This window comes from Streptomyces sp. NPDC054956 (genome assembly GCF_053609185.1).
On record NZ_JBSGXB010000141.1, the window covers coordinates 1 to 18,149 of the forward strand.

Genomic DNA, 18,149 nt, shown 5'->3' on the forward strand with positions numbered 1-18,149 from the left:
GTTCTTGTGCGCCGCCCAGGCGTGCTGGATGACCAGGTCGGCCTTCAGCTCCGTGAGCTGGACCGCGACCGCCGACGGGGCGGTGCCGCCCCGGCCGTTGCGGGAGGCCAGCGCGCCCTTGACGTTGAGGACCGTGCGGACCTCCGGCGTCAGGTGCTCCGAGATCTTCGCGAACTGCTCGTCCGTGAGCTCGTCGAGCTCGATGCCGAGCCCCTCGCACTCCTTGACGCACCCGCCGGCGACCTCGTGCGCCACCCGGAACGGCACGCCCTGCTTGACCAGCCACTCCGCGATGTCGGTGGCGAGCGAGAAGCCGGCCGGGGCCAGCTCCTCCATCCGCTCCCGGTTGACCGTGAGGGTGGCCATCATCCCGGTGAAGGCGGGCAGCAGGACTTCCAGGGTGTCGCAGGAGTCGAAGACCGGCTCCTTGTCTTCCTGGAGGTCGCGGTTGTAGGCCAGGGGAAGGGCCTTCAGGGTGGCCAGCAGACCGGTCAGGTTGCCGATGAGGCGGCCGGACTTGCCGCGCGCCAGCTCGGCGATGTCCGGGTTCTTCTTCTGCGGCATGATCGACGACCCGGTCGAGAAGGCGTCGTGCAGGGTCACGAAGGAGAACTCCTTCGTGTTCCAGATGATGATCTCCTCCGCGATCCGGGACAGGTTGATCCCGATCATCGCGGTGACGAAGGCGAACTCGGCGACGAAGTCCCGCGAGGCGGTGCCGTCGATCGAGTTGCCGACCGAGCCGCGCTCGAAGCCGAGGTCGGCGGCGACCGCCTCCGGGTCCAGGCCCAGCGAGGAGCCGGCCAGGGCCCCCGAGCCGTACGGGGAGACCGCGGTCCGGGTGTCCCACTGGCGCAGCCGCTCCGCGTCCCGGGACAGGGCCTGCACGTGGGCCAGTACGTGGTGGGCGAAGAGCACCGGCTGCGCGTGCTGCAGGTGGGTCCGGCCCGGCATGGCCACGTCCGCGTGCGCCTCGGCGAGGCCGACCAGCGCGTCCTGGAGGTCGGCCACCAGCGCGCCGATGATCCGGGCGTGGTCGCGCAGGTACATCCGGAACAGGGTGGCGATCTGGTCGTTGCGCGACCGGCCTGCGCGCAGCTTGCCGCCGAGGTCGGCGCCGAGCCGCTCCAGCAGGCCCCGCTCCAGGGCGGTGTGGACGTCCTCGTCGGCGATGGTGCCGGTGAAGGAGCCGTTCTCCACGTCGGCCGCGAGCTGGTCCAGGCCCGCGATCATGCGGTCGAGCTCGTCGGCCGTGAGCAGGCCCGCCTTGGCGAGCACGCGGGCGTGGGCCTTGGAGCCCGCGATGTCGTAGGGCGCGAGGCGCCAGTCGAAGTGGACCGACGCGGACAGCTTCGCGAGGGCCTCGGCGGGGCCGTCGGCGAACCGGGCGCCCCAGAGCCGGACGTCACCACCGTTGTTGCTGCTCACAGCTACTGCTCCTCAAGATGCATGGCTTTTCGGATGTGCGTCGGCCTCCCCGCCGCGGAGGTAACGGGGAGGCCGTTTCTACAACGCGCGGGATCAGGAGAGGTCGCGGCGCGCGGCGATCTTCGACGAGAGTCCGAAGATCTCGATGAATCCCTGGGCCTTCGACTGGTCGAAGGTGTCGCCCGAGTCGTAGGTCGCGAGGTTGAAGTCGTAGAGGGACTCGTCCGACTTGCGGCCGGTGACGACGGCGCGGCCGCCGTGCAGGGTCATCCGGACGTCGCCGGTGACGTGCTGGTTGGCCTCGTTGACGAAGCCGTCCAGCGCCCGCTTGAGCGGGGAGAACCACAGGCCGTCGTAGACCAGCTCGCCCCAGCGCTGCTCGACCTGCCGCTTGTAGCGGGCCAGCTCGCGCTCGACGGTGACGTTCTCCAGCTCCTGGTGGGCCGTGATCAGCGCGATCGCGCCGGGGGCCTCGTACACCTCGCGGGACTTGATGCCGACGAGGCGGTCCTCGACGATGTCGATCCGGCCGATGCCCTGGGCTCCGGCGCGCTCGTTGAGCTGCTGGATGGCCTGGAGCACGGTGACCGGCTTGCCGTCGAGGGCGACCGGTACGCCCTCCTTGAAGGAGATGACGACCTCGTCGGCCTCGCGGGGCAGGGCCGGGTTCGAGGTGTACTCGTATATGTCCTCGATCGGCGCGTTCCAGATGTCCTCCAGGAAACCCGTCTCGACGGCGCGTCCGAAGACGTTCTGGTCGATGGAGTACGGGGACTTCTTGCTGGTGGCGATCGGCAGGTCGGCCTTCTCGGCGAAGGCGATGGCCTTGTCGCGGGTCATCGCGTAGTCGCGGACCGGCGCGATGCACGTGAGGTCGGGGCCCAGCGCGGCGATGCCCGCCTCGAAGCGGACCTGGTCGTTGCCCTTGCCGGTGCAGCCGTGGGCGACGACCGAGGCGCCGTGCTTGCGGGCCGCGGCGACCAGGTGCTTGACGATGGCCGGCCGCGACAGGGCGGAGACCAGCGGATAGCGGTCCATGTAGAGGGCGTTGGCCTTGATCGCCGGGAGGCAGTACTCGTCGGCGAACTCGTCCCTGGCGTCCGCGACCTCGGCCTCGACCGCACCGCAGGCGAGGGCCCGCTTGCGGATGACGTCCAGGTCCTCGCCGCCCTGACCGACGTCCACCGCGACGGCGATGACCTCGGCGCCCGTCTCCTCGGCTATCCAGCCGATGGCGACGGAGGTGTCCAGACCGCCTGAATAGGCGAGTACGACGCGCTCGGTCACGGGCTTCTCCTTACAGGTGCGGCCGCCGTTACATCCACAGCGACAGGCATAACTATGCACTGGTCCGTATGTTTCGTCAATCGAGTCCGGTCGTGGCCGCTGACCAGCACGTATATCGGAGGCACCGGCCGCGTGCGGCCGCATACCATCGGCGGACGACTCGGGGAGGGCGTATGGGAGCCGGTGTACGGCGCGACGTGTTGATCGGACGGGGCGCCGCGGTGGACCTGCTGGTGGGGCACAGACCCACACCGGTCACCCGGGTGCTCGCCGACAACGGCCCCGACGCCTGGACGGCCTTCGACGAGGAGGTGCGCCGCATCGGCCGCCGCTCCTACGAGCCCCTGCGCGGCAAGCGGATCGAGGCCCGGCTCTGCGACCCCGACGGGCGGGTCCGCAGGTCCGCCCTCCGCTCGTGGCAGCACCCGCCGCTCGATTTCTTCCTGCTCTCGTTCGTCGACTGGTTCCCGCCGCTGAAGGAGCGCTACCGGCAGGCCCTGGGCCGCGCCAATGCCCGGCACGCGCCGCTCGAACTCGTCCTGATCCGGTGCGCCGACTGGGCACCGCCCGTACGCGGGCGTGCCCGTCGGGTGCTCGCCTGGATCGTGGCCCGGTACCCCGTCGAGGCGCTGATCCAGATCACCCCCCTCGCCCTGCGGCTGGGCGGGCGCGAGCACGGGGCCTGGGCGGTGCGGCAGCTGGAGGCCGCCCTGACCGGCCGGTACTCCCTGCTCGCCGCGTGGTGGCGCCCCGGCCGGCCCTCGACCACGTGGAGCTGGAACTCGCTGACCCCCGCCCAGCGCGCCGACATCCTGGACCGGTTGAGTCGCGGGCGGGACCTGCCCGCCCGGCGGTTCGCCACCCGGCTGATCGTCGAGGCCGGCGGGACCGGCGTACGGGAGCTCGCGCGGCGGGCCGCCCTGCAGCCGGACCCGGTCACCGCGCGGCTGTGGGCCGACGCCGCGCTGCGGGCCATGGCCGCCGACGGCTCGGACGGCGCGGCCGTCGACACCCTGCTCGGCGCCACGGACCCGATGGTCCGCGCCTCCGGGGTCAGCGCCCTGCGCGGGGCCGGGCGGACCTTCGAGGCCGAGCGGTACCTCGCGGACCGCTCCGGTCTCGTACGGGCCTGCGCCCGCCGGGCCGTCTCGCAGGCGGGCGGGGACCCGGCCGGGGACTACCTCGCGCTGCTCACGGGCCCCGGGCCCGTCTCCCCGTACGCGGTGACCGGCTTCTCGGAATGCGCCGAGCACGTGGACGCGCCCCTGCTGCGCGGCCTGCTCGACCACCCCTCCGGCACGGTCCGGGCCGCCGCCGTGGCCGGGCTGCGCCGGCTGGACGACGCCACCGACGACGCGCTCCTGCTCCCCCTGCTGGACGACCCGTCGGCGTCGGTGACCCGCGAGGCCTCGCTGTCCCTGCTCCAGGTGGTGGAGCGGATCGACCACCGCCACCTCTCCGAGCGCATCGACCCCATCCGGCACCTGCACGTGCGCCGGGCCGCCTTCCGGCTGCTGCGCGCCATGGGCGGGATCCACGAACTGCGGGCCGCGGTGACCGTGTCGAAGGACCCCGACCCGTTCCTGCGCGCGAAGGCCCGGGCGATCGTGATCGGCTGGGACTGGCGGTACACCTGGAACAGCGGAGAGGCCGAGCGGACCGAAGTGGCCGAGCTGCTCGCCCGGTCGGAGCACGTGCTCCCCTCCTACGAGATGCAGCGGCACCGCTCCCGCCTCGGTCTCACCGGCTGAAATCCCGTGACCGGGCCTTCGGGGCGGGGGCGATAATCCGGTCATGGGAAAGCTCTACGAACGTATCGACGGCCGTCTGCGCAAATTCATCGAGGAGCAGCCGGTCTTCTTCACCGCCACCGCCCCGCTCGCCGGTGACGGTCACGTCAACCTGTCCCCCAAGGGCCGCGCCGGAACCCTCGTCGTCATCGACGAGCAGACCCTCGCCTACCTGGACTTCGGCGGCAGCGGCGCCGAGACCATCGCCCACGTCCGCGAGAACGGCCGCATCACGCTGATGTGGTGCGCGTTCAGCGGGCCGCCGAACATCGTGCGCATCCACGGCGACGGCGAGGCCGTCTTCCGCGACGACCCCCGCTGGGGCGAGCTGATCGCCCTGTTCGGGGAGGCCGACGGGCCCTCGGCGCGTGCGGTCATCCTCGTCAAGGCCCGCCGGATCGCGGACGTGTGCGGGTACGCCGTCCCCCTCATGGACTACCAGGGCGAGCGCACCCTCCACGCGGAGTACTTCGGCCGCAAGACGGACGAGGAGTTCGCCGAGTACTGCGAGAAGAAGGAGTTCATCGGGGAGAGCCTCGACGGCCTGCCTGCGCTGCCGCTGCCCCTTCCGCCCCGTACCGTCTGACGTGTGCCGCGTACCGCTGTCGCCCTCGCCCTCGCCGTCGCCTCACTGATCGTCACCGGCCCGCCGCCCCAGGGCCCTCACGGCGATCCGCCGCTGCCCGCCCGGCTCGCCGACACCGGCGGCGGCAGTCAGCTGATCACGGCCGTCGCCCCGGCCCCCGGCTCCACGACCGGTCTCCTGACCTGGTGGAACCGGCGGGCGGGACGCTGGTACGAGGAGGGCAGCGCGCCCGCCCGGTTCGGCGCGAACGGCCTGACCGAGGGCGCGACCCGCACCCAGGGCACGAACACCACGCCGGCCGGCCTGTACGCGCTCCCCTACGCCTTCGGCATCGCGCACGCGCCGGCCGGGACGGAGTACCGCTACCGGCGCGTGACCCCCGCCTCCTGGTGGTGCCAGGACAACGCCTCGGGCAGCTACAACCGGTGGGTGGAGCCGCTGCCCGCCGACTGCGCGCCGGGCGAGGCCGAGCACCTGGTCTCGTACACGCAGCAGTACGCGCACGCGCTGGTCATCGCCTTCAACTACGACCGGCCCGTACGGGGCCGGGGCGCGGGCATCTTCCTGCACGTCGACGGCAAGGGCGCCACGGCCGGCTGCGTCTCGGTTCCGGCGGGGGCGATGCGCGCGATCCTGCGCTGGGCGAACCCGCGCAGGCAGCCGCACATCGCGATCGGCACGCGGGAGGGCCGGCTCGCGGTCACCCGGTACTAGGGGGCCTACCGGGTCCGTCACCGGTGTCGCCGTCGCCGTCGGATCCGCCGTCGGGCTCGTCCTCGTCGGCGGCCCGGTAGTGGTAGGCGTCCGTCCACCACTCCTCGTCGAACAAGTCGTCCGGGTCGTAGTCCTCGTCGTCCTCGGCCATGAACGCGTCGACGCCGCGCCACGTGCCGCGGTCGCCGACGCTCGTGAGCACGTGGAGCCGCCGCGTCTCGTCCAGGGCCTCGACGGCGGGATGGCGTTCGTCGCGGAACCGGTCCCCCAGCGGGTCGCCGCACTCCGTGCGGGCGAGGACCGCCTTGCCGGCGTCGTCGGCGTACCAGAGCAGCGCCAGTCCGAGGGCGGTCACCACCGACGCGGCCCATTCCAGGGGGCCGTGCGGGCGGGCCACCACCAGCAGTTCGGCCGCGGCGATCCAGAGGAACACCAGCATGACCACGCCCACGCAGCCGCAGCAGTCCCGCAGCCGCCCCCCGGGGGTCGGCACCGGGCTCGGCAGCTCGGGCAGCAGGGCGGCCCGCTCCCGCCGGTAGGTGGAGCACAGGATCCCGTACTCCTCGTCGACCCGGTCGATCCAGCCGACCGACACCGGCTCGGGATCGTGCCGGCGTACGGCCTCCAGCAGGGCGGCGGGCACCGGGTGGGCGGGGGTCCGGCCGGGGTCTCGGCCCGCCTCCGTGAGGAGTACGGCGCCTTCCCCGTCGATGTCGAGGTAGCCGCCGAGGAGCAGTTCGGCGGCCGCCGCCCCGGACTCCTCGGACTTCAACGCGGCTACGTGGTACGGATCCAGCTCCAGGGCGGCGACCCGGGCGAGGAGCTCGCGCCGGAGCCGGGCCCGGCGCCGCCACCGCAGGCCGATGGCCCCGTACACGGCGAGGGCAACGGCGAACACCGATGCGGCGAGGACGAGTTGGAGCACAACCCGAGGCTACGTCCGCGACCGCCGGACCCGGCAGGGGTTTTCCGGCGGCCCGGACCGGAGGGAGACGCAGCCGAGCGGCCCGGCCCCCGGCCGTTCAGGCCCGGGGCGGAGCCGCGGCGCTCAGCTCTCCTTCTGGGCCAGCCTCAGCAGGTGGTCGGCGAGGGCCTGGCCGCCGGCCGGGTCGCGGCTGATCAGCATCAGGGTGTCGTCGCCCGCGATCGTGCCGAGGATGGCCTGGAGTTCGGCCTGGTCGATCGCCGAGGCGAGGAACTGGGCCGCGCCGGGCGGGGTGCGCAGGACCACGAGGTTCGCGGAGGCCTCCGCCGAGATCAGCAGCTCGCCGGAGAGGCGCCGCATGCGCTCCTCCTTCGCCGACTCGCCCAGCGGTGCCTGCGGGGTGCGGAAGCCGCCCTCGCTGGGCACCGCGTAGATCAGCTCGCCGCCGGTGTTGCGGATCTTCACCGCGCCGAGCTCGTCGAGGTCACGGCTGAGCGTCGCCTGGGTGACGCTCAGCCCGTCGTCGGCGAGCAGCTTGGCCAGCTGGCTCTGGGAGCGGACCGGCTGCCGGTTCAGGATGTCCACGATCCGGCGGTGGCGGGCGGTGCGGGTCTGCGGGACGGACTGGCCGCCCCCGGGCTCCGTCTGGGGGGACCCCCACGACTCGTGCTCCTGCGCCTGACTCATCGTCGTCCCATTCCCCGATTGATCATCCGTCCACGTCCGCGGCGGACTTCGCTGCGTCGAGCACGCCGGGCAGGGCCCGCAGGAACGCGTCCGCCTCGGCCTCGGACAGTACGAACGGAGGCATCAGCCGTACGACGTCGGGGGCGGGCGCGTTGACCAGGAAGCCGGCGTCCTGAGCCGCGCGCTGCACCTGCGGTGCGAGCGGCTCGGTCAGCACGATACCCAGCAGAAGGCCCGCTCCACGGACATGGGAGACGAGCGGGTGTGCGGATCCTTCGATTCCGCTCCGCAGCCGCTCGCCGCGCTCCTTGACCCGGTCGAGGAGGCCTTCGGCGGCGATCGTCTCGATGACGGCGAGGCCGGCGGCGCACGCGACGGGGTTGCCCCCGAAGGTGGTGCCGTGCTGGCCGGGCTGGAGCAGGTCGGCGACGGGGCCGAAGGCGGCCACGGCTCCGATCGGCAGACCGCCGCCGAGGCCCTTCGCGAGTGTGACGAGGTCGGGCTCGACGCCGTCGTGGGCCTGGTGTTCGAACCACTGGCCGCAGCGGCCGATGCCGGTCTGCACCTCGTCGAGGACGAGCAGGGTGCCGGTGGCCCGGGTGATCTCGCGGGCGGCCGTCAGATAGCCGGCCGGCGGTACGACCACGCCGTTCTCGCCCTGGATCGGCTCGATGATCACGAGCGCGGTCTCTTCGGTGACGGCGGCCCGCAGGGCCTCCACGTCGCCGTACGGGACGTGCGTGACATCGCCGGGCAGCGGCAGGAAGGGGCCCTGCTTCTTGGGCTGGCCGGTGAGCGCGAGGGCACCCATGGTGCGGCCGTGGAAGCCGCCGTCGGTGGCGACCATGTGGGTCCGCCCGGTCAGCCGGCCGATCTTGAAGGCGGCTTCGACGGCCTCGGCGCCGGAGTTGCAGAAGAAAACCTTGCCCGGGCGGCCGAAGAGCTGGAGCAGCCGTTCTCCGAGCGCGAGGACCGGCTCGGAGGCGTAGAGGTTGGAGACGTGGCCGAGGGTGGAGACCTGGGCCGTCACGGCCTCGACGACCGCCGGGTGGGCGTGACCGAGGGCGTTGACCGCGATGCCGCCGACGAAGTCGGTGTACTGCTTGCCGTCCGCGTCCCAGACCTGGGCCCCGGAGCCTCGTACGAGGGCCAGCGCGGGGGTCCCGTAATTGTTGGTCAGCGCGTCCTGCCAGCGGGCGGCGTAGTGCTGGTTGCTGGTGGCCTGGTTGCCGGTCATACGGGTTCCCCTCCCTGTGCGTCGGGCACGACCATCGTGCCGATTCCCTCGTCCGTGAAGATCTCCAGCAGGATCGAGTGCTGGACCCGCCCGTCGATCACCCTGGCGGTGGTGACCCCGTTGCGGACGGCGTGCAGGCAGCCCTCCATCTTGGGGACCATGCCGCTGGACAGCTCGGGCAGCAGCTTCTCCAGCTCGCTGACGGTGAGCCTGCTGATCACCTCGTCGCTGTTGGGCCAGTCCGCGTAGAGGCCCTCCACGTCGGTGAGGACCATCAGCGTCTCGGCGCCGAGCGCGGCCGCGAGGGCCGCGGCGGCCGTGTCGGCGTTCACGTTGTACACGTGGTGGTCGTCGGCACTGCGCGCGATGGAGGAGATGACCGGGATCCGGCCGTCCGCCAGCAGCGCCTCGATCGCGCCCGTGTCGATGGCGGTGATCTCGCCGACCCGCCCGATGTCGACGAGCTCGCCGTCGATCTCCGGGCTGTGCTTGGCCGCGGTGATGGTGTGGGCGTCCTCGCCGGTCATGCCGACGGCGAGCGGCCCGTGCTGGTTGAGCAGCCCGACCAGTTCGCGCTGGACCCGGCCCGCCAGGACCATCCGTACGACGTCCATGGCCTCCGGGGTGGTGACCCGCAGGCCCGCCTTGAACTCGCTGACCAGGCCTTCCTTGTCCAGCTGGGCGTTGATCTGCGGGCCGCCGCCGTGCACGACGACGGGCTTGAGGCCGGCCTGGCGCAGGAAGGCCACGTCCTGGGCGAAGGCCGCCTTGAGGTCCTCGTCGATCATGGCGTTGCCGCCGAACTTGATGACGATGATCTTGCCGTTGTGGCGGGTCAGCCAGGGCAGGGCCTCGATGAGGATCTGGGCCTTGGGCAGCGCGGTGTGCTTGCGTGCGGTGCTCATGAGGAGTACGCGCTGTTCTCGTGGACGTACTCGGCCGTCAGGTCGTTGGCCCAGATGACTGCGGACTCGGAGCCGGTGGCCAGGTCGGCGGTGATGCGGACCTCCCGGTCCTTCATGCTCACCAGGTCGCGGTCCTCGCCGACCGAGCCGTTCTTGCAGACCCAGACGCCGTTGATGGCGACGTTCAGCCGGTCCGGGTCGAAGGCGGCCTTCGTGGTGCCGATCGCGGAGAGCACCCGGCCCCAGTTCGGGTCCTCGCCGTGGATGGCGCACTTGAGCAGGTTGTTGCGGGCGATGGACCGGCCGACCTCGACCGCGTCGTCCTCGCTGGCCGCACCGACGACCTCGATGCGGATGTCCTTGCTGGCGCCCTCGGCGTCGCCGATCAGCTGGCGGGCCAGGTCGTCGCAGACCGTGCGCACGGCCTCCGCGAACGCCTCGTACGCCGGCACCTGGCCGGACGCGCCCGAGGCGAGCAGCAGCACCGTGTCGTTGGTGGACATGCAGCCGTCGGAGTCGACCCGGTCGAAGGTGGTGCGGGTGGCGGAGCGCAGCGCCTTGTCGAGGGTGGCGCTGTCCAGGTCGGCGTCGGTGGTGAGGACGACGAGCATGGTGGCCAGGCCCGGGGCGAGCATGCCCGCGCCCTTGGCCATGCCGCCGACGGTCCAGCCGTCCCGCGAGACCGTGGCGGTCTTGTGCACCGTGTCGGTGGTCTTGATGGCGACTGCGGCCGCCTCGCCGCCGTCGGCGGAGAGCGCGGCGGCGGCGGTCTCGATGCCGGGCAGCAGCTTGTCCATGGGGAGCAGGACGCCGATCAGACCGGTGGACGCGACGGCGACCTCACCGGCGTTGACTCCGTTGCCAAGGGTCTCGGCGACCTTCTCGGCGGTGGCGTGCGTGTCCTGGAAGCCCTTGGGGCCGGTGCACGCGTTGGCGCCGCCGGAGTTGAGGACGACCGCGCTGACGGTGCCGCCGCGCAGGACCTGCTCCGACCAGTGGACGGGCGCGGCCTTGACGCGGTTGGAGGTGAAGACGCCCGCTGCGGCCAGACGCGGCCCCTCGTTGACCACGAGGGCCAGGTCCGGGTTGCCGTTTGCCTTGATCCCGGCGGCGATGCCCGCCGCCGTGAACCCCTGTGCTGCCGTGACACTCACGGTGCGACTCCGATCGTGGAAAGACCCAGGCTCTCGTGGAGACCGAGGGCGATGTTCATGCTCTGGACCGCACCACCGGCGGTGCCCTTGGTGAGGTTGTCGATGGCGCTGATCGCGATGATCCGCTGCGCGGCCTCGTCGTACGCGACCTGCACCTGAACGGCGTTGGAACCGTAGACGGACGCCGTCGCCGGCCACTGGCCCTCGGGCAGCAGGTGCACGAAGGGCTCGTCCGCGTACGCCTTCTCGTACGCGGAGCGGACCGCGTCGGCGGTGGTGCCGGGCAGCGCCTTGGCGCTGCAGGTGGCGAGGATGCCGCGGGGCATGGGCGCCAGGGTCGGCGTGAAGGAGACCGAGACCCGCTCCCCGGCGAGGGGGCTGAGGTTCTGCACCATCTCGGGCGTGTGGCGGTGGCCGCCGCCGACCCCGTACGGGCTCATCGAGCCCATGACCTCGGAGCCCAGCAGGTTCGGCTTGAGGGCCTTGCCGGCGCCCGAGGTGCCGGAGGCGGCGACGATCACGGCCTCGGGCTCGGCGAGCCGCGCGGCGTAGGCCGGGAAGAGCGCGAGGGAGACGGCGGTCGGGTAGCACCCGGGCACGGCGATCCGCTTGGAGCCGGCCAGCGCGGCGCGGGCTCCGGGCAGCTCGGGGAGCCCGTAGGGCCAGGTCCCGGCGTGCGGGGCTCCGTAGAACTTGTCCCAGTCGGCGGAGGACTGGAGCCGGTGGTCGGCGCCCATGTCGACGACGAGGACGTCCTCGCCGAGCTGGGCCGCGACGGCGGCGGACTGTCCGTGCGGCAGGGCCAGGAAGACCACATCGTGGCCGACGAGCACCTCGGGCGTGGTCGCCTCCAGGGTGCGTCCGGCGAGCGGCACCAGGTGCGGCTGGAGCGGGCCGAGCAGTTGCCCGGCGTTGGAGTGCCCGGTCAGCGCGCCGATCTCGACCTCGGGGTGGGACAGCAGCAGGCGCAGCACTTCCCCGCCCGCATACCCACTCGCACCGGCCACCGCTACACGTACCACCATCGGACCCTCCTCCTCGATGGCATGATTATACGTAGCTACGCACGTTTATGCAAAGCCTCCATCCGGCCACTCGGGCACACCTCTCACCTTCCACTGAAGCACTTCGGGCGGCCCCCGGCGGCGCGGGTGCCGGAGGGGGCGGCCGTCGCCGCCCAGCTGCCGCTGCTGCTGCCGCTGCTCGACGCCGCCGATCCCGGGACCCGGCGGGCCGTCGGGCACAGCGGGGAGGCCGGAGCGGTCCTGCCCGTACTGCGGGAGCGCTGGGAGGCCGAGGGGGACCCGGTGGTCGAGGAGCTCCTGCTCCGCGACACCGAAGCGGACCGTGCGGGAGTCGGCGTCCTCCTCGACGCGGCGCTGGCGGACACGCGGGCCGGCGTACGGGCCGAGGCCGTGTGGGCGGCCGAGGAGGACGACCTCGCCGACCGGGCGCTGGCCGCGCTGGCGCTCGGCGCGCCCGCCGAGGCGGCTGGCCGTGCTCGCCGAGGCGGGCCACGGGAGCGCCGCCGGAACGTGCGACGGGTGCTGCGACAACGAGCTCCGGCAGCTGACCGGACTGCTGGCCGGCTGGGAGGCACGCGCGGCCGGGGCCCTGCCAGAGCTGTACGCCGTACTCCCCCACCACCCGGCACAGTCCGCCGGGGCGATAGCGGCCGTCTGCCCGCCCGCGGAGCGGGAGCATGCGGCCGCCCGGCTGCGCACGGAGTCGCTCGCCGCGGGAACGGACGGCATGAGGGCCGGCTCCGGCCCTGCGCGCGGCCCCGGGTGGGCCGGTCCTTGACACGGAGACCGCGCTCGCCACCGCCCTGTGGCAGGTGACGGGTGACGCGGCGGAGGCGGTCGGGGTGCTCGACTCGGTGTTCGTGCGGGCGGCCGCGAGCCCGTGGTCTCGGTGGAGTTCCGTACGGGCGGCCCGCGCGGCCGCACTCCTGGGGGAGGCCGGGCGGGCGCTGGCACCTCACCCGGAGCCGATGCTCGACGACCCCGAGCAGGCTCCGGCCGCCGCGCTCGCGCTGGTGGCGGTGGCGGAGCCGGACTCCCTGGACGGGCCGGCGCCGGCGGCGGCCGTACTGCGCTACGCCGAGCCGGAGGGGGACGCGGAAGGGGCCTGCGAGGCCCTGGCGGCGCTGGGGGCCGCGGGCGATGACGCCGGACAACACCCGCCGGCTCGCCGCCCTGGCGGAAGGGGACCTGCGGGTGATCCGGTCGGGCGTCGAGGGGCGGATCATCCGGGCCGACGAGGCACTGCGCGCGAGGTCGCGCGAGCTGATCGCGGATCCGGCCTGGGCCGGGGGGAGGGCGAGGACACGGGCTCCGGCCTCCGGAAGGGCCTCGCCGCGCCGGACCGGGCGGCGGGCCCCGAGGGTCAGGAGCGGGCCCGCTTCTCGGCCTTTTCCGCCTGCATCTGCTTGATGCGGACCGTTTCCTTGCGGACCTCGGCCTGGGTGGAGCGTTCCTTCGCGAGCCACTCGGGCATTTCCTGCTTCAGGGCCTCGATCTGCTCGGTGGTGAGCGCCTCGGTGATACCGCCGCGCGCCAGGCCCGAGATGGAGATGCCGAGCTTCGCCGCCACCACCGGACGGGGGTGCGGGCCGTTGGCTCGCAGGTCCTGCAGCCACTGGGGCGGCTCGGCCTGGAGGGTGGCCAGCTCGGTGCGCGAGACGACACCCTCCTGGAACTCTGCGGGGGTGGCCTCGAGGTACACACCCAGCTTCTTCGCCGCGGTTGCGGGCTTCATGGTCTGGGCGGTCTGGTGCGACGTCATGGGGTCAAGGGTATCGAGCGTGTGCGCCACCTCCGACCACGGCCGGTAATCTGGCCGGGTGACAGACTCCGAGACGCCCCCGTCGTTCCAGCTCGCGTACGTCCCCGGGGTGACTCCCACCAAGTGGGTCCGGATCTGGAAGGAACGCCTGCCCGACGTCCCGCTGACCCTCGTTCCGGTCACCCCCGCGGAGGCTCCCGCGCTGCTGCGCGCCAAGGGCGCCGACGCCGGATTCGTCCGCCTGCCGATCGACCGGACGGACCTCAGCGCCATCCCGCTCTACACCGAGACCACGGTCGTGGTGATCCCGAAGGACCACCTCGCGGCGGCGCTGGAGGAACTGTCGGCGGCGGACCTGGCCGACGAGATCGTGCTCCACCCGCTCGACGACACCCTCGACTGGGAGCAGCTCCCGGGCAAGCCCGCGCGGGAGCGGCCCGAGACGACGGCCGACGCGATCGAGCTGGTGGCGGCGGGCATCGGGGTCCTGGTCGTACCGCAGTCGCTCGCGCGCCTGCACCACCGCAAGGACCTCACGTACCGGACGCTGCTGGACGCGCCGGAGTCGCGCGTCGCGCTCTCGTGGCCCGAGGCGGACGAAACTCCCGACCTGGTCGAGGAGTTCATCGGCATCGTGCGCGGCCGGACGGTCAACAGCTCGCGCGGCCGGGGCCGGACCCAGCCCGAGCCCGAGCAGAAGAAGGACAAGGCGAAGGCGAAGCCCCAGCGCAAGCCGGCTCCCCGCGGGGGCGGCAAGCCGACCGCGAAGAACCCGCGCGCCGGTGCCCCCAAGGGCGGCAAGGCCGTGGCCAAGTCCACCGGCAAGCGCGGCAAGCCCCGCGGCCGTTAGGTCCTGCCCGACGTCGGGATCATCGGCCTGAGGTCAAGGGCCTGAGGTCATGGGCCTGAGGTCATTGCCCGGGGTCAGTCCGTGAGCATGGCCACCGCCATGCAGCCGAAGAGGAGTGCCGCCACCGTCGCCAGCAGGGTCGCGAGCCCCGTCAGGAACGAGGCGGTGACCCGGCGGCGGCGCGGGTCGGCGAAGGCCGCGAGCGGCAGGAGCAGGGCCGAGGGCAGGAAGATGTAGAGGCCGAGGTAGAGCCCGAGGACGCCGACCACCAGCAGGGCGGTTCCGGCCACCACGCAGGCCGCCGCGAACCTCCGACCGCTCTCGCGGCAGGCCAGCGGGAGCGCGGCCAGCAGCGCGACGCCGAGGAAGACCGGGAGTTCCATGCCTTCCCGGAGCATCAGGAGTCCGGGCGCCGCCGGCAGCAGGGCCGCGGTCAGCGCGACCTTGTGCCACGGGTGCACGGCCGCCGCGGCCCGCGTTGCCTCGATGTGCGCCATGGCCGTCCCCTGACCTTCGAACCCCACCCTGTTGAACGCGTTCAACCTAGCGGTATTCGCACTCACGAGCAGCGCCGGGCGGGCATTGCGTCCGTCACACGCCCGTCCCTATAGTCACTTCGTATTCATTACGTCACATTCGGTGACCGAAGAGGTGGGGGCAAGGGTGTCGTTACGCATCGCCAGGGGACTCGCCGCACTGGCCGCGCTGGCCGCCGGGGCGGCCGTCGCCCTGGGCGCGGGGGCGGCCACCGCCACCGCCGCCGAGGGCTCGTGCGCGGGCGGCGCCACCGTGCGGCTGCCCAGGGCGCAGGACCAGCGGTTCTACGTGCAGTGCGGGGGCGGGGTCGCCACCGTGACCGCCTGCCCCACCGGGCAGGTCTACGCCCCCGCGCTCCAGGTGTGCGACGACCCCGAGCGGGTGCGGCCCGCCGTGGCCACCGTCGCGACGGCCGGCCCGGCGAAGCTGAACGGGCTGCTCTTCGGCGTCCGCAACCTCAGCACCACCGTGCGGATCGCGGACGCCCCGGCCGGGCTGGACGGCGTACCGGTCACCTTCACCACCCTCGGCGGCCGGATCCTGTGCACGGCCGTCACCGACCAGTTCGGCGCCGCCCGCTGCGACACCCCGGCCCGGCTGACGATCCCGCTGGACGAGATCCTGCGCGGCTACCGGGCCAACTACGCCGGGATCGGCGGGATCTACCTCCCCGCCTCGGCGACCGCCCCGGTCTCGCTCCTCTGACGGGACGGCGGCCGCCCCGCTCCCGGCCGCCCGTCAGACCAGCGGGTGCCGGACCCAGACGTTCGGCTCCACGTACACCGCGAAGCCCTGTTCCGGCTCGCAGTGGACCGGGGACAGGGCGCCGGGCACGAGGACCGGGCCCGCCGCGTCGAAGGGCAGGCCGGTCCACGCGCGCCACTGCGCGAGCGAGCCGGTGATCGTCATGGACAGCGGGGCCACCGAGTCGATGACGGCGCCCGCGCGCACGTGGACCCGTAGCCACGGGTCGTACGGCAGACCGTCCTCGCGGGTGCGGTACGCGTACTCGTGGATCGAGGTCTCCGGCTCGGCCGGCTTCCCGCTGGGCCGGACCGGGGCCACGACCTCGGCGAAACCGCGCGCGCGGGCGTTCTCCCGCATGGCGGCGAGCATGTGCCCCGAGAGCCCCTCGCCCTGCCGGTCCGGCCGGATGCTGATCTCTATGGCGCTGACCGTGTCGGGTGCCACCCCGCGCCGCAGGTCGGAGAAGGCCCACATCAGGACCTGGTCCCAGCCCTGCGCGGGCAACTGGCCGTCCCGGCCCGCCGCGTGGAGGGCGAACGGCACGCTGAAGGCCTTGGCGACGAGCTCGCCGGTGGCCTCGTCGGTCGCGACGAAGACGTACTCCGGGAGTTCCGCGACCATGCGCGGGTACAGCATCCAGGCGATCGAGTCCTGCGTGGCGAACTCGGGCCAGGAATCCTTCATGACCCAGAGGTCGTCGGTCAGTTCGGGCCGCTCCGCGAGCGTGGTGATCCGTATGCCGCCACCGGCGCCGGCAGCGCCGCCCGGGCTGCTCGGGCCGTTCGGGTCGTTCGAGTCGTTCGAGTCGTTCGAGTTGTCCGTCGCGTTCATACGCGCAGGTTAGACGGGGTCCGGGAACCCCTCAACGGGGTTTACACCGGCGCCTGGAGGGAGAGGTGCCAGCGCCTCGGCCGGCCCGCCAGAGTGACCGTGGACAGCGGGCGGACGTCCACGTTCCAGTAGGTCAGCGGAGGCGCGTTCAGCGCGTACACGAGCGCCGCGCGGACCACCGAGGGCTCCGCCACGGCCACGATCGCTCCCCCGTCGTCCGCCGGTCTGGTGTCCAGCCAGGCACCGATCCGGGCGATGAAGGCGAGCAGGGACTCCCCGCCGTGCGGCGCGGCGCACGGGTCGGCGAGCCAGAGGTCCACCGCCGCCGGATCGTGGGCCGCCACCTCCGCCAGGGTCAGCCCGCGCCAGCGGCCCATGTCGCATTCCCGCAGCGCGGGCTGGGCCATCGGCGCGTAGCCGAGGGCGGCTCCCGTGGCCCGGCTGCGCGAGGTCGGCGAACAGTAGCGGAGCTCGGCCGAGCCCAGGGGTACGAGCCCGCGCGCGGCGGATTCCACCGCGCGCCAGCCGTCCACGTCGATGGGGCGGTCGTCGTCGAAGCGCTCGGCGAGCAGCGAGGTACTACGGGCTGCTGCGACTAGCGAAACCCGAACATGCATGCGGTGATGGTGAGCCGCGTGCCGCACGGGGTCAAGCGTCTGAACGAAGCCGGCCTTCCGCCCCGGTCGCGGGCGTGCCCGCCGGAGAGGACCGGAGCCTGCGGACGGCCTCGGTGAGCTCGCCCGCGCCGCTGACCCCGGCGAAGCTCAGCCGGACGAACGGACCGGGCGGTTCCGCGCAGAAGTAGGGGCGTCCGGGCGCGACCGCGACCCCGGCGCGCAGGGCGGCCGCCACGAAGGCGGTGTCGTCCACGCCCCCGCCGGGCCGCGCCCACAACTGGTACCCGCCGCGGGGCAGTTGCGGCACCTCCAGTGAGGGCAGCTCCCGGCGCAGCGCGCCCGCGAGGACGTCGCGCCGGTGGCGGAGCTCGGCGGCGACGGCCTTCAGGTGGCGCGGCCAGGCCGGTGCGCCGACCAGCTCCAGGGCCGCTTCCTGCAGTGGCCGGGGCACGAAGAAGCTGTCCACGACCTGGATGGCGCGCAGTCGGTCCAGGACCGGCCCGCGGGCGGCCAGCGCGCCCACCCGCAGGCTGGGCGAGGTCACCTTGGTCAGCGACCGGACGTGCACGACCACCCCGTCGGTGTCCTCGGCGGCGAGCGTCGCGGGCAGCGGGCCGGCGTCCTCGTGCGCCAGGGACCGCGCGTAGTCGTCCTCCACCACGAACGCCCCGGCGGCGCGCGCGATGCGCAGCACCTCGCTCCGCCGCGCGTCCGCCAGCACGGCCCCGGTCGGGTTCTGGAACAGCGGCTGGCATACGAAGACCCGGGCGCCGGTCGCTTCGAAGGCCTCGGCCAGCAGCTCCGGCCGGACCCCGTCCGCGTCCACCGGGACGGGCACGGGCCGGCATCCGGAGGCGCGGGCGATGGCCAGCAGCCCGGGGTAGGTCGGGGATTCGACGAGGATCGGCGCCCCCGGAGGGGCGAGCGCCCGCAGGGCGGTGGTGAGCGCGCTCTGGCCGCCGGCGGTGACCAGGACGTCCGCGGCCGCGACCGCCCCGCCGATCTCCCGGGCGAACCAGTCCCGCAGCTCCGGCAGCCCCTCGACGGGCGGCCGCCCCCACACTCCG

Annotated in this window: 19 protein-coding genes; 5 read left to right on the forward strand and 14 right to left on the reverse strand. The window is 73.2% G+C overall.

The window, feature by feature from the left end; all coding sequences use genetic code 11:
* A partial coding sequence (gene argH, locus ACWGDE_RS21820) for an argininosuccinate lyase (protein ID WP_453390662.1) occupies positions 1-1,428 on the reverse strand: 1,428 nt, incomplete at its 3' end.
* A gap of 93 nt (positions 1,429-1,521) precedes the next feature.
* Entirely contained in the window at positions 1,522-2,715 is a 1,194-nt protein-coding gene (locus ACWGDE_RS21825; protein WP_453390663.1) for an argininosuccinate synthase, read from the reverse strand.
* Positions 2,716-2,888: 173 nt separating this feature from the next.
* Between ACWGDE_RS21825 and ACWGDE_RS21830 the strand changes: the two genes are divergently transcribed.
* The 3 genes from ACWGDE_RS21830 to ACWGDE_RS21840 are packed head-to-tail and all read left to right on the forward strand — an operon-like array spanning position 2,889 to position 5,805.
* Positions 2,889-4,466 carry a hypothetical protein gene (locus ACWGDE_RS21830; RefSeq protein WP_453390664.1) on the forward strand — a complete coding sequence of 526 codons (1,578 nt, stop codon included), beginning with the start codon at positions 2,889-2,891 and terminating at the stop codon, positions 4,464-4,466.
* Between the two features lie 43 nt (positions 4,467-4,509).
* Positions 4,510-5,091: a pyridoxamine 5'-phosphate oxidase family protein gene (locus tag ACWGDE_RS21835; protein ID WP_453390665.1), complete on the forward strand. Its 582-nt coding sequence runs from the start codon at positions 4,510-4,512 to the stop codon at positions 5,089-5,091.
* A gap of 3 nt (positions 5,092-5,094) precedes the next feature.
* The gene (locus ACWGDE_RS21840) at positions 5,095-5,805 is read left to right on the forward strand and encodes a L,D-transpeptidase family protein (RefSeq protein WP_453390666.1); all 711 of its coding nucleotides are present in this window, start codon (positions 5,095-5,097) and stop codon (positions 5,803-5,805) included.
* Here the strand turns inward: ACWGDE_RS21840 and ACWGDE_RS21845 are convergent.
* From ACWGDE_RS21845 to ACWGDE_RS21880, 8 genes are all read right to left on the reverse strand, one after another.
* Positions 5,792-6,730, reverse strand: a complete 939-nt coding sequence (locus ACWGDE_RS21845) for a hypothetical protein (RefSeq protein ID WP_453390667.1) — start codon at positions 6,728-6,730, stop codon at positions 5,792-5,794. The genes ACWGDE_RS21840 and ACWGDE_RS21845 overlap by 14 nt on opposite strands.
* Before the next feature lie 123 nt (positions 6,731-6,853).
* The gene (locus ACWGDE_RS21850) at positions 6,854-7,417 is read right to left on the reverse strand and encodes an arginine repressor (protein ID WP_453390668.1); all 564 of its coding nucleotides are present in this window, start codon (positions 7,415-7,417) and stop codon (positions 6,854-6,856) included.
* 22 nt (positions 7,418-7,439) lie between these two features.
* Positions 7,440-8,654 carry an acetylornithine transaminase gene (locus ACWGDE_RS21855; RefSeq protein ID WP_453390669.1) on the reverse strand — a complete coding sequence of 405 codons (1,215 nt, stop codon included), beginning with the start codon at positions 8,652-8,654 and terminating at the stop codon, positions 7,440-7,442.
* Positions 8,651-9,559, reverse strand: coding sequence for an acetylglutamate kinase (argB, locus tag ACWGDE_RS21860; RefSeq protein ID WP_453390670.1), 909 nt, complete (start codon positions 9,557-9,559; stop codon positions 8,651-8,653). Before argB ends, ACWGDE_RS21855 begins: the two co-directional genes overlap by 4 nt.
* Positions 9,556-10,713 carry a bifunctional glutamate N-acetyltransferase/amino-acid acetyltransferase ArgJ gene (argJ, locus tag ACWGDE_RS21865; protein ID WP_453390671.1) on the reverse strand — a complete coding sequence of 386 codons (1,158 nt, stop codon included), beginning with the start codon at positions 10,711-10,713 and terminating at the stop codon, positions 9,556-9,558. Before argJ ends, argB begins: the two co-directional genes overlap by 4 nt.
* Positions 10,710-11,738 (reverse strand): N-acetyl-gamma-glutamyl-phosphate reductase, encoded by a 1,029-nt coding sequence (argC, locus tag ACWGDE_RS21870; RefSeq protein ID WP_453390672.1) that lies wholly within the window; start codon positions 11,736-11,738, stop codon positions 10,710-10,712. Before argC ends, argJ begins: the two co-directional genes overlap by 4 nt.
* A 45-nt stretch (positions 11,739-11,783) precedes the next feature.
* Positions 11,784-12,269: a hypothetical protein gene (locus ACWGDE_RS21875; protein ID WP_453390673.1), complete on the reverse strand. Its 486-nt coding sequence runs from the start codon at positions 12,267-12,269 to the stop codon at positions 11,784-11,786.
* A gap of 832 nt (positions 12,270-13,101) precedes the next feature.
* A complete protein-coding gene (locus ACWGDE_RS21880; RefSeq protein WP_453390674.1) occupies positions 13,102-13,500 on the reverse strand; it encodes a DUF5997 family protein in 399 nt (132 codons plus the stop codon).
* Positions 13,501-13,558: 58 nt separating this feature from the next.
* Between ACWGDE_RS21880 and ACWGDE_RS21885 the strand changes: the two genes are divergently transcribed.
* A complete protein-coding gene (locus ACWGDE_RS21885) occupies positions 13,559-14,350 on the forward strand; it encodes a LysR family substrate-binding domain-containing protein (protein WP_453390675.1) in 792 nt (263 codons plus the stop codon).
* Positions 14,351-14,424: 74 nt separating this feature from the next.
* Here ACWGDE_RS21885 and ACWGDE_RS21890 read toward each other — a convergent pair whose 3' ends face one another.
* Positions 14,425-14,847 (reverse strand): hypothetical protein, encoded by a 423-nt coding sequence (locus ACWGDE_RS21890; RefSeq protein WP_453390676.1) that lies wholly within the window; start codon positions 14,845-14,847, stop codon positions 14,425-14,427.
* 166 nt (positions 14,848-15,013) lie between these two features.
* On the opposite strand from ACWGDE_RS21890, the gene ACWGDE_RS21895 reads away from it, so the two are divergent.
* The gene (locus ACWGDE_RS21895; protein WP_453390677.1) at positions 15,014-15,592 is read left to right on the forward strand and encodes a chitin binding peritrophin-A domain-containing protein; all 579 of its coding nucleotides are present in this window, start codon (positions 15,014-15,016) and stop codon (positions 15,590-15,592) included.
* Between the two features lie 33 nt (positions 15,593-15,625).
* Here the strand turns inward: ACWGDE_RS21895 and ACWGDE_RS21900 are convergent, their stop codons facing one another.
* From ACWGDE_RS21900 to ACWGDE_RS21910, 3 genes are all read right to left on the reverse strand, one after another.
* Positions 15,626-16,318 carry an N-acetyltransferase gene (locus tag ACWGDE_RS21900; RefSeq protein ID WP_453390680.1) on the reverse strand — a complete coding sequence of 231 codons (693 nt, stop codon included), beginning with the start codon at positions 16,316-16,318 and terminating at the stop codon, positions 15,626-15,628.
* Between the two features lie 188 nt (positions 16,319-16,506).
* On the reverse strand, positions 16,507-17,082 hold the full coding sequence (locus ACWGDE_RS21905) for a histidine phosphatase family protein (RefSeq protein ID WP_453390678.1): 576 nt from the start codon (positions 17,080-17,082) through the stop codon (positions 16,507-16,509).
* Between the two features lie 31 nt (positions 17,083-17,113).
* On the reverse strand, positions 17,114-18,149 hold a 1,036-nt coding region (locus tag ACWGDE_RS21910; RefSeq protein WP_453390679.1), incomplete at its 5' end, for an aminotransferase-like domain-containing protein.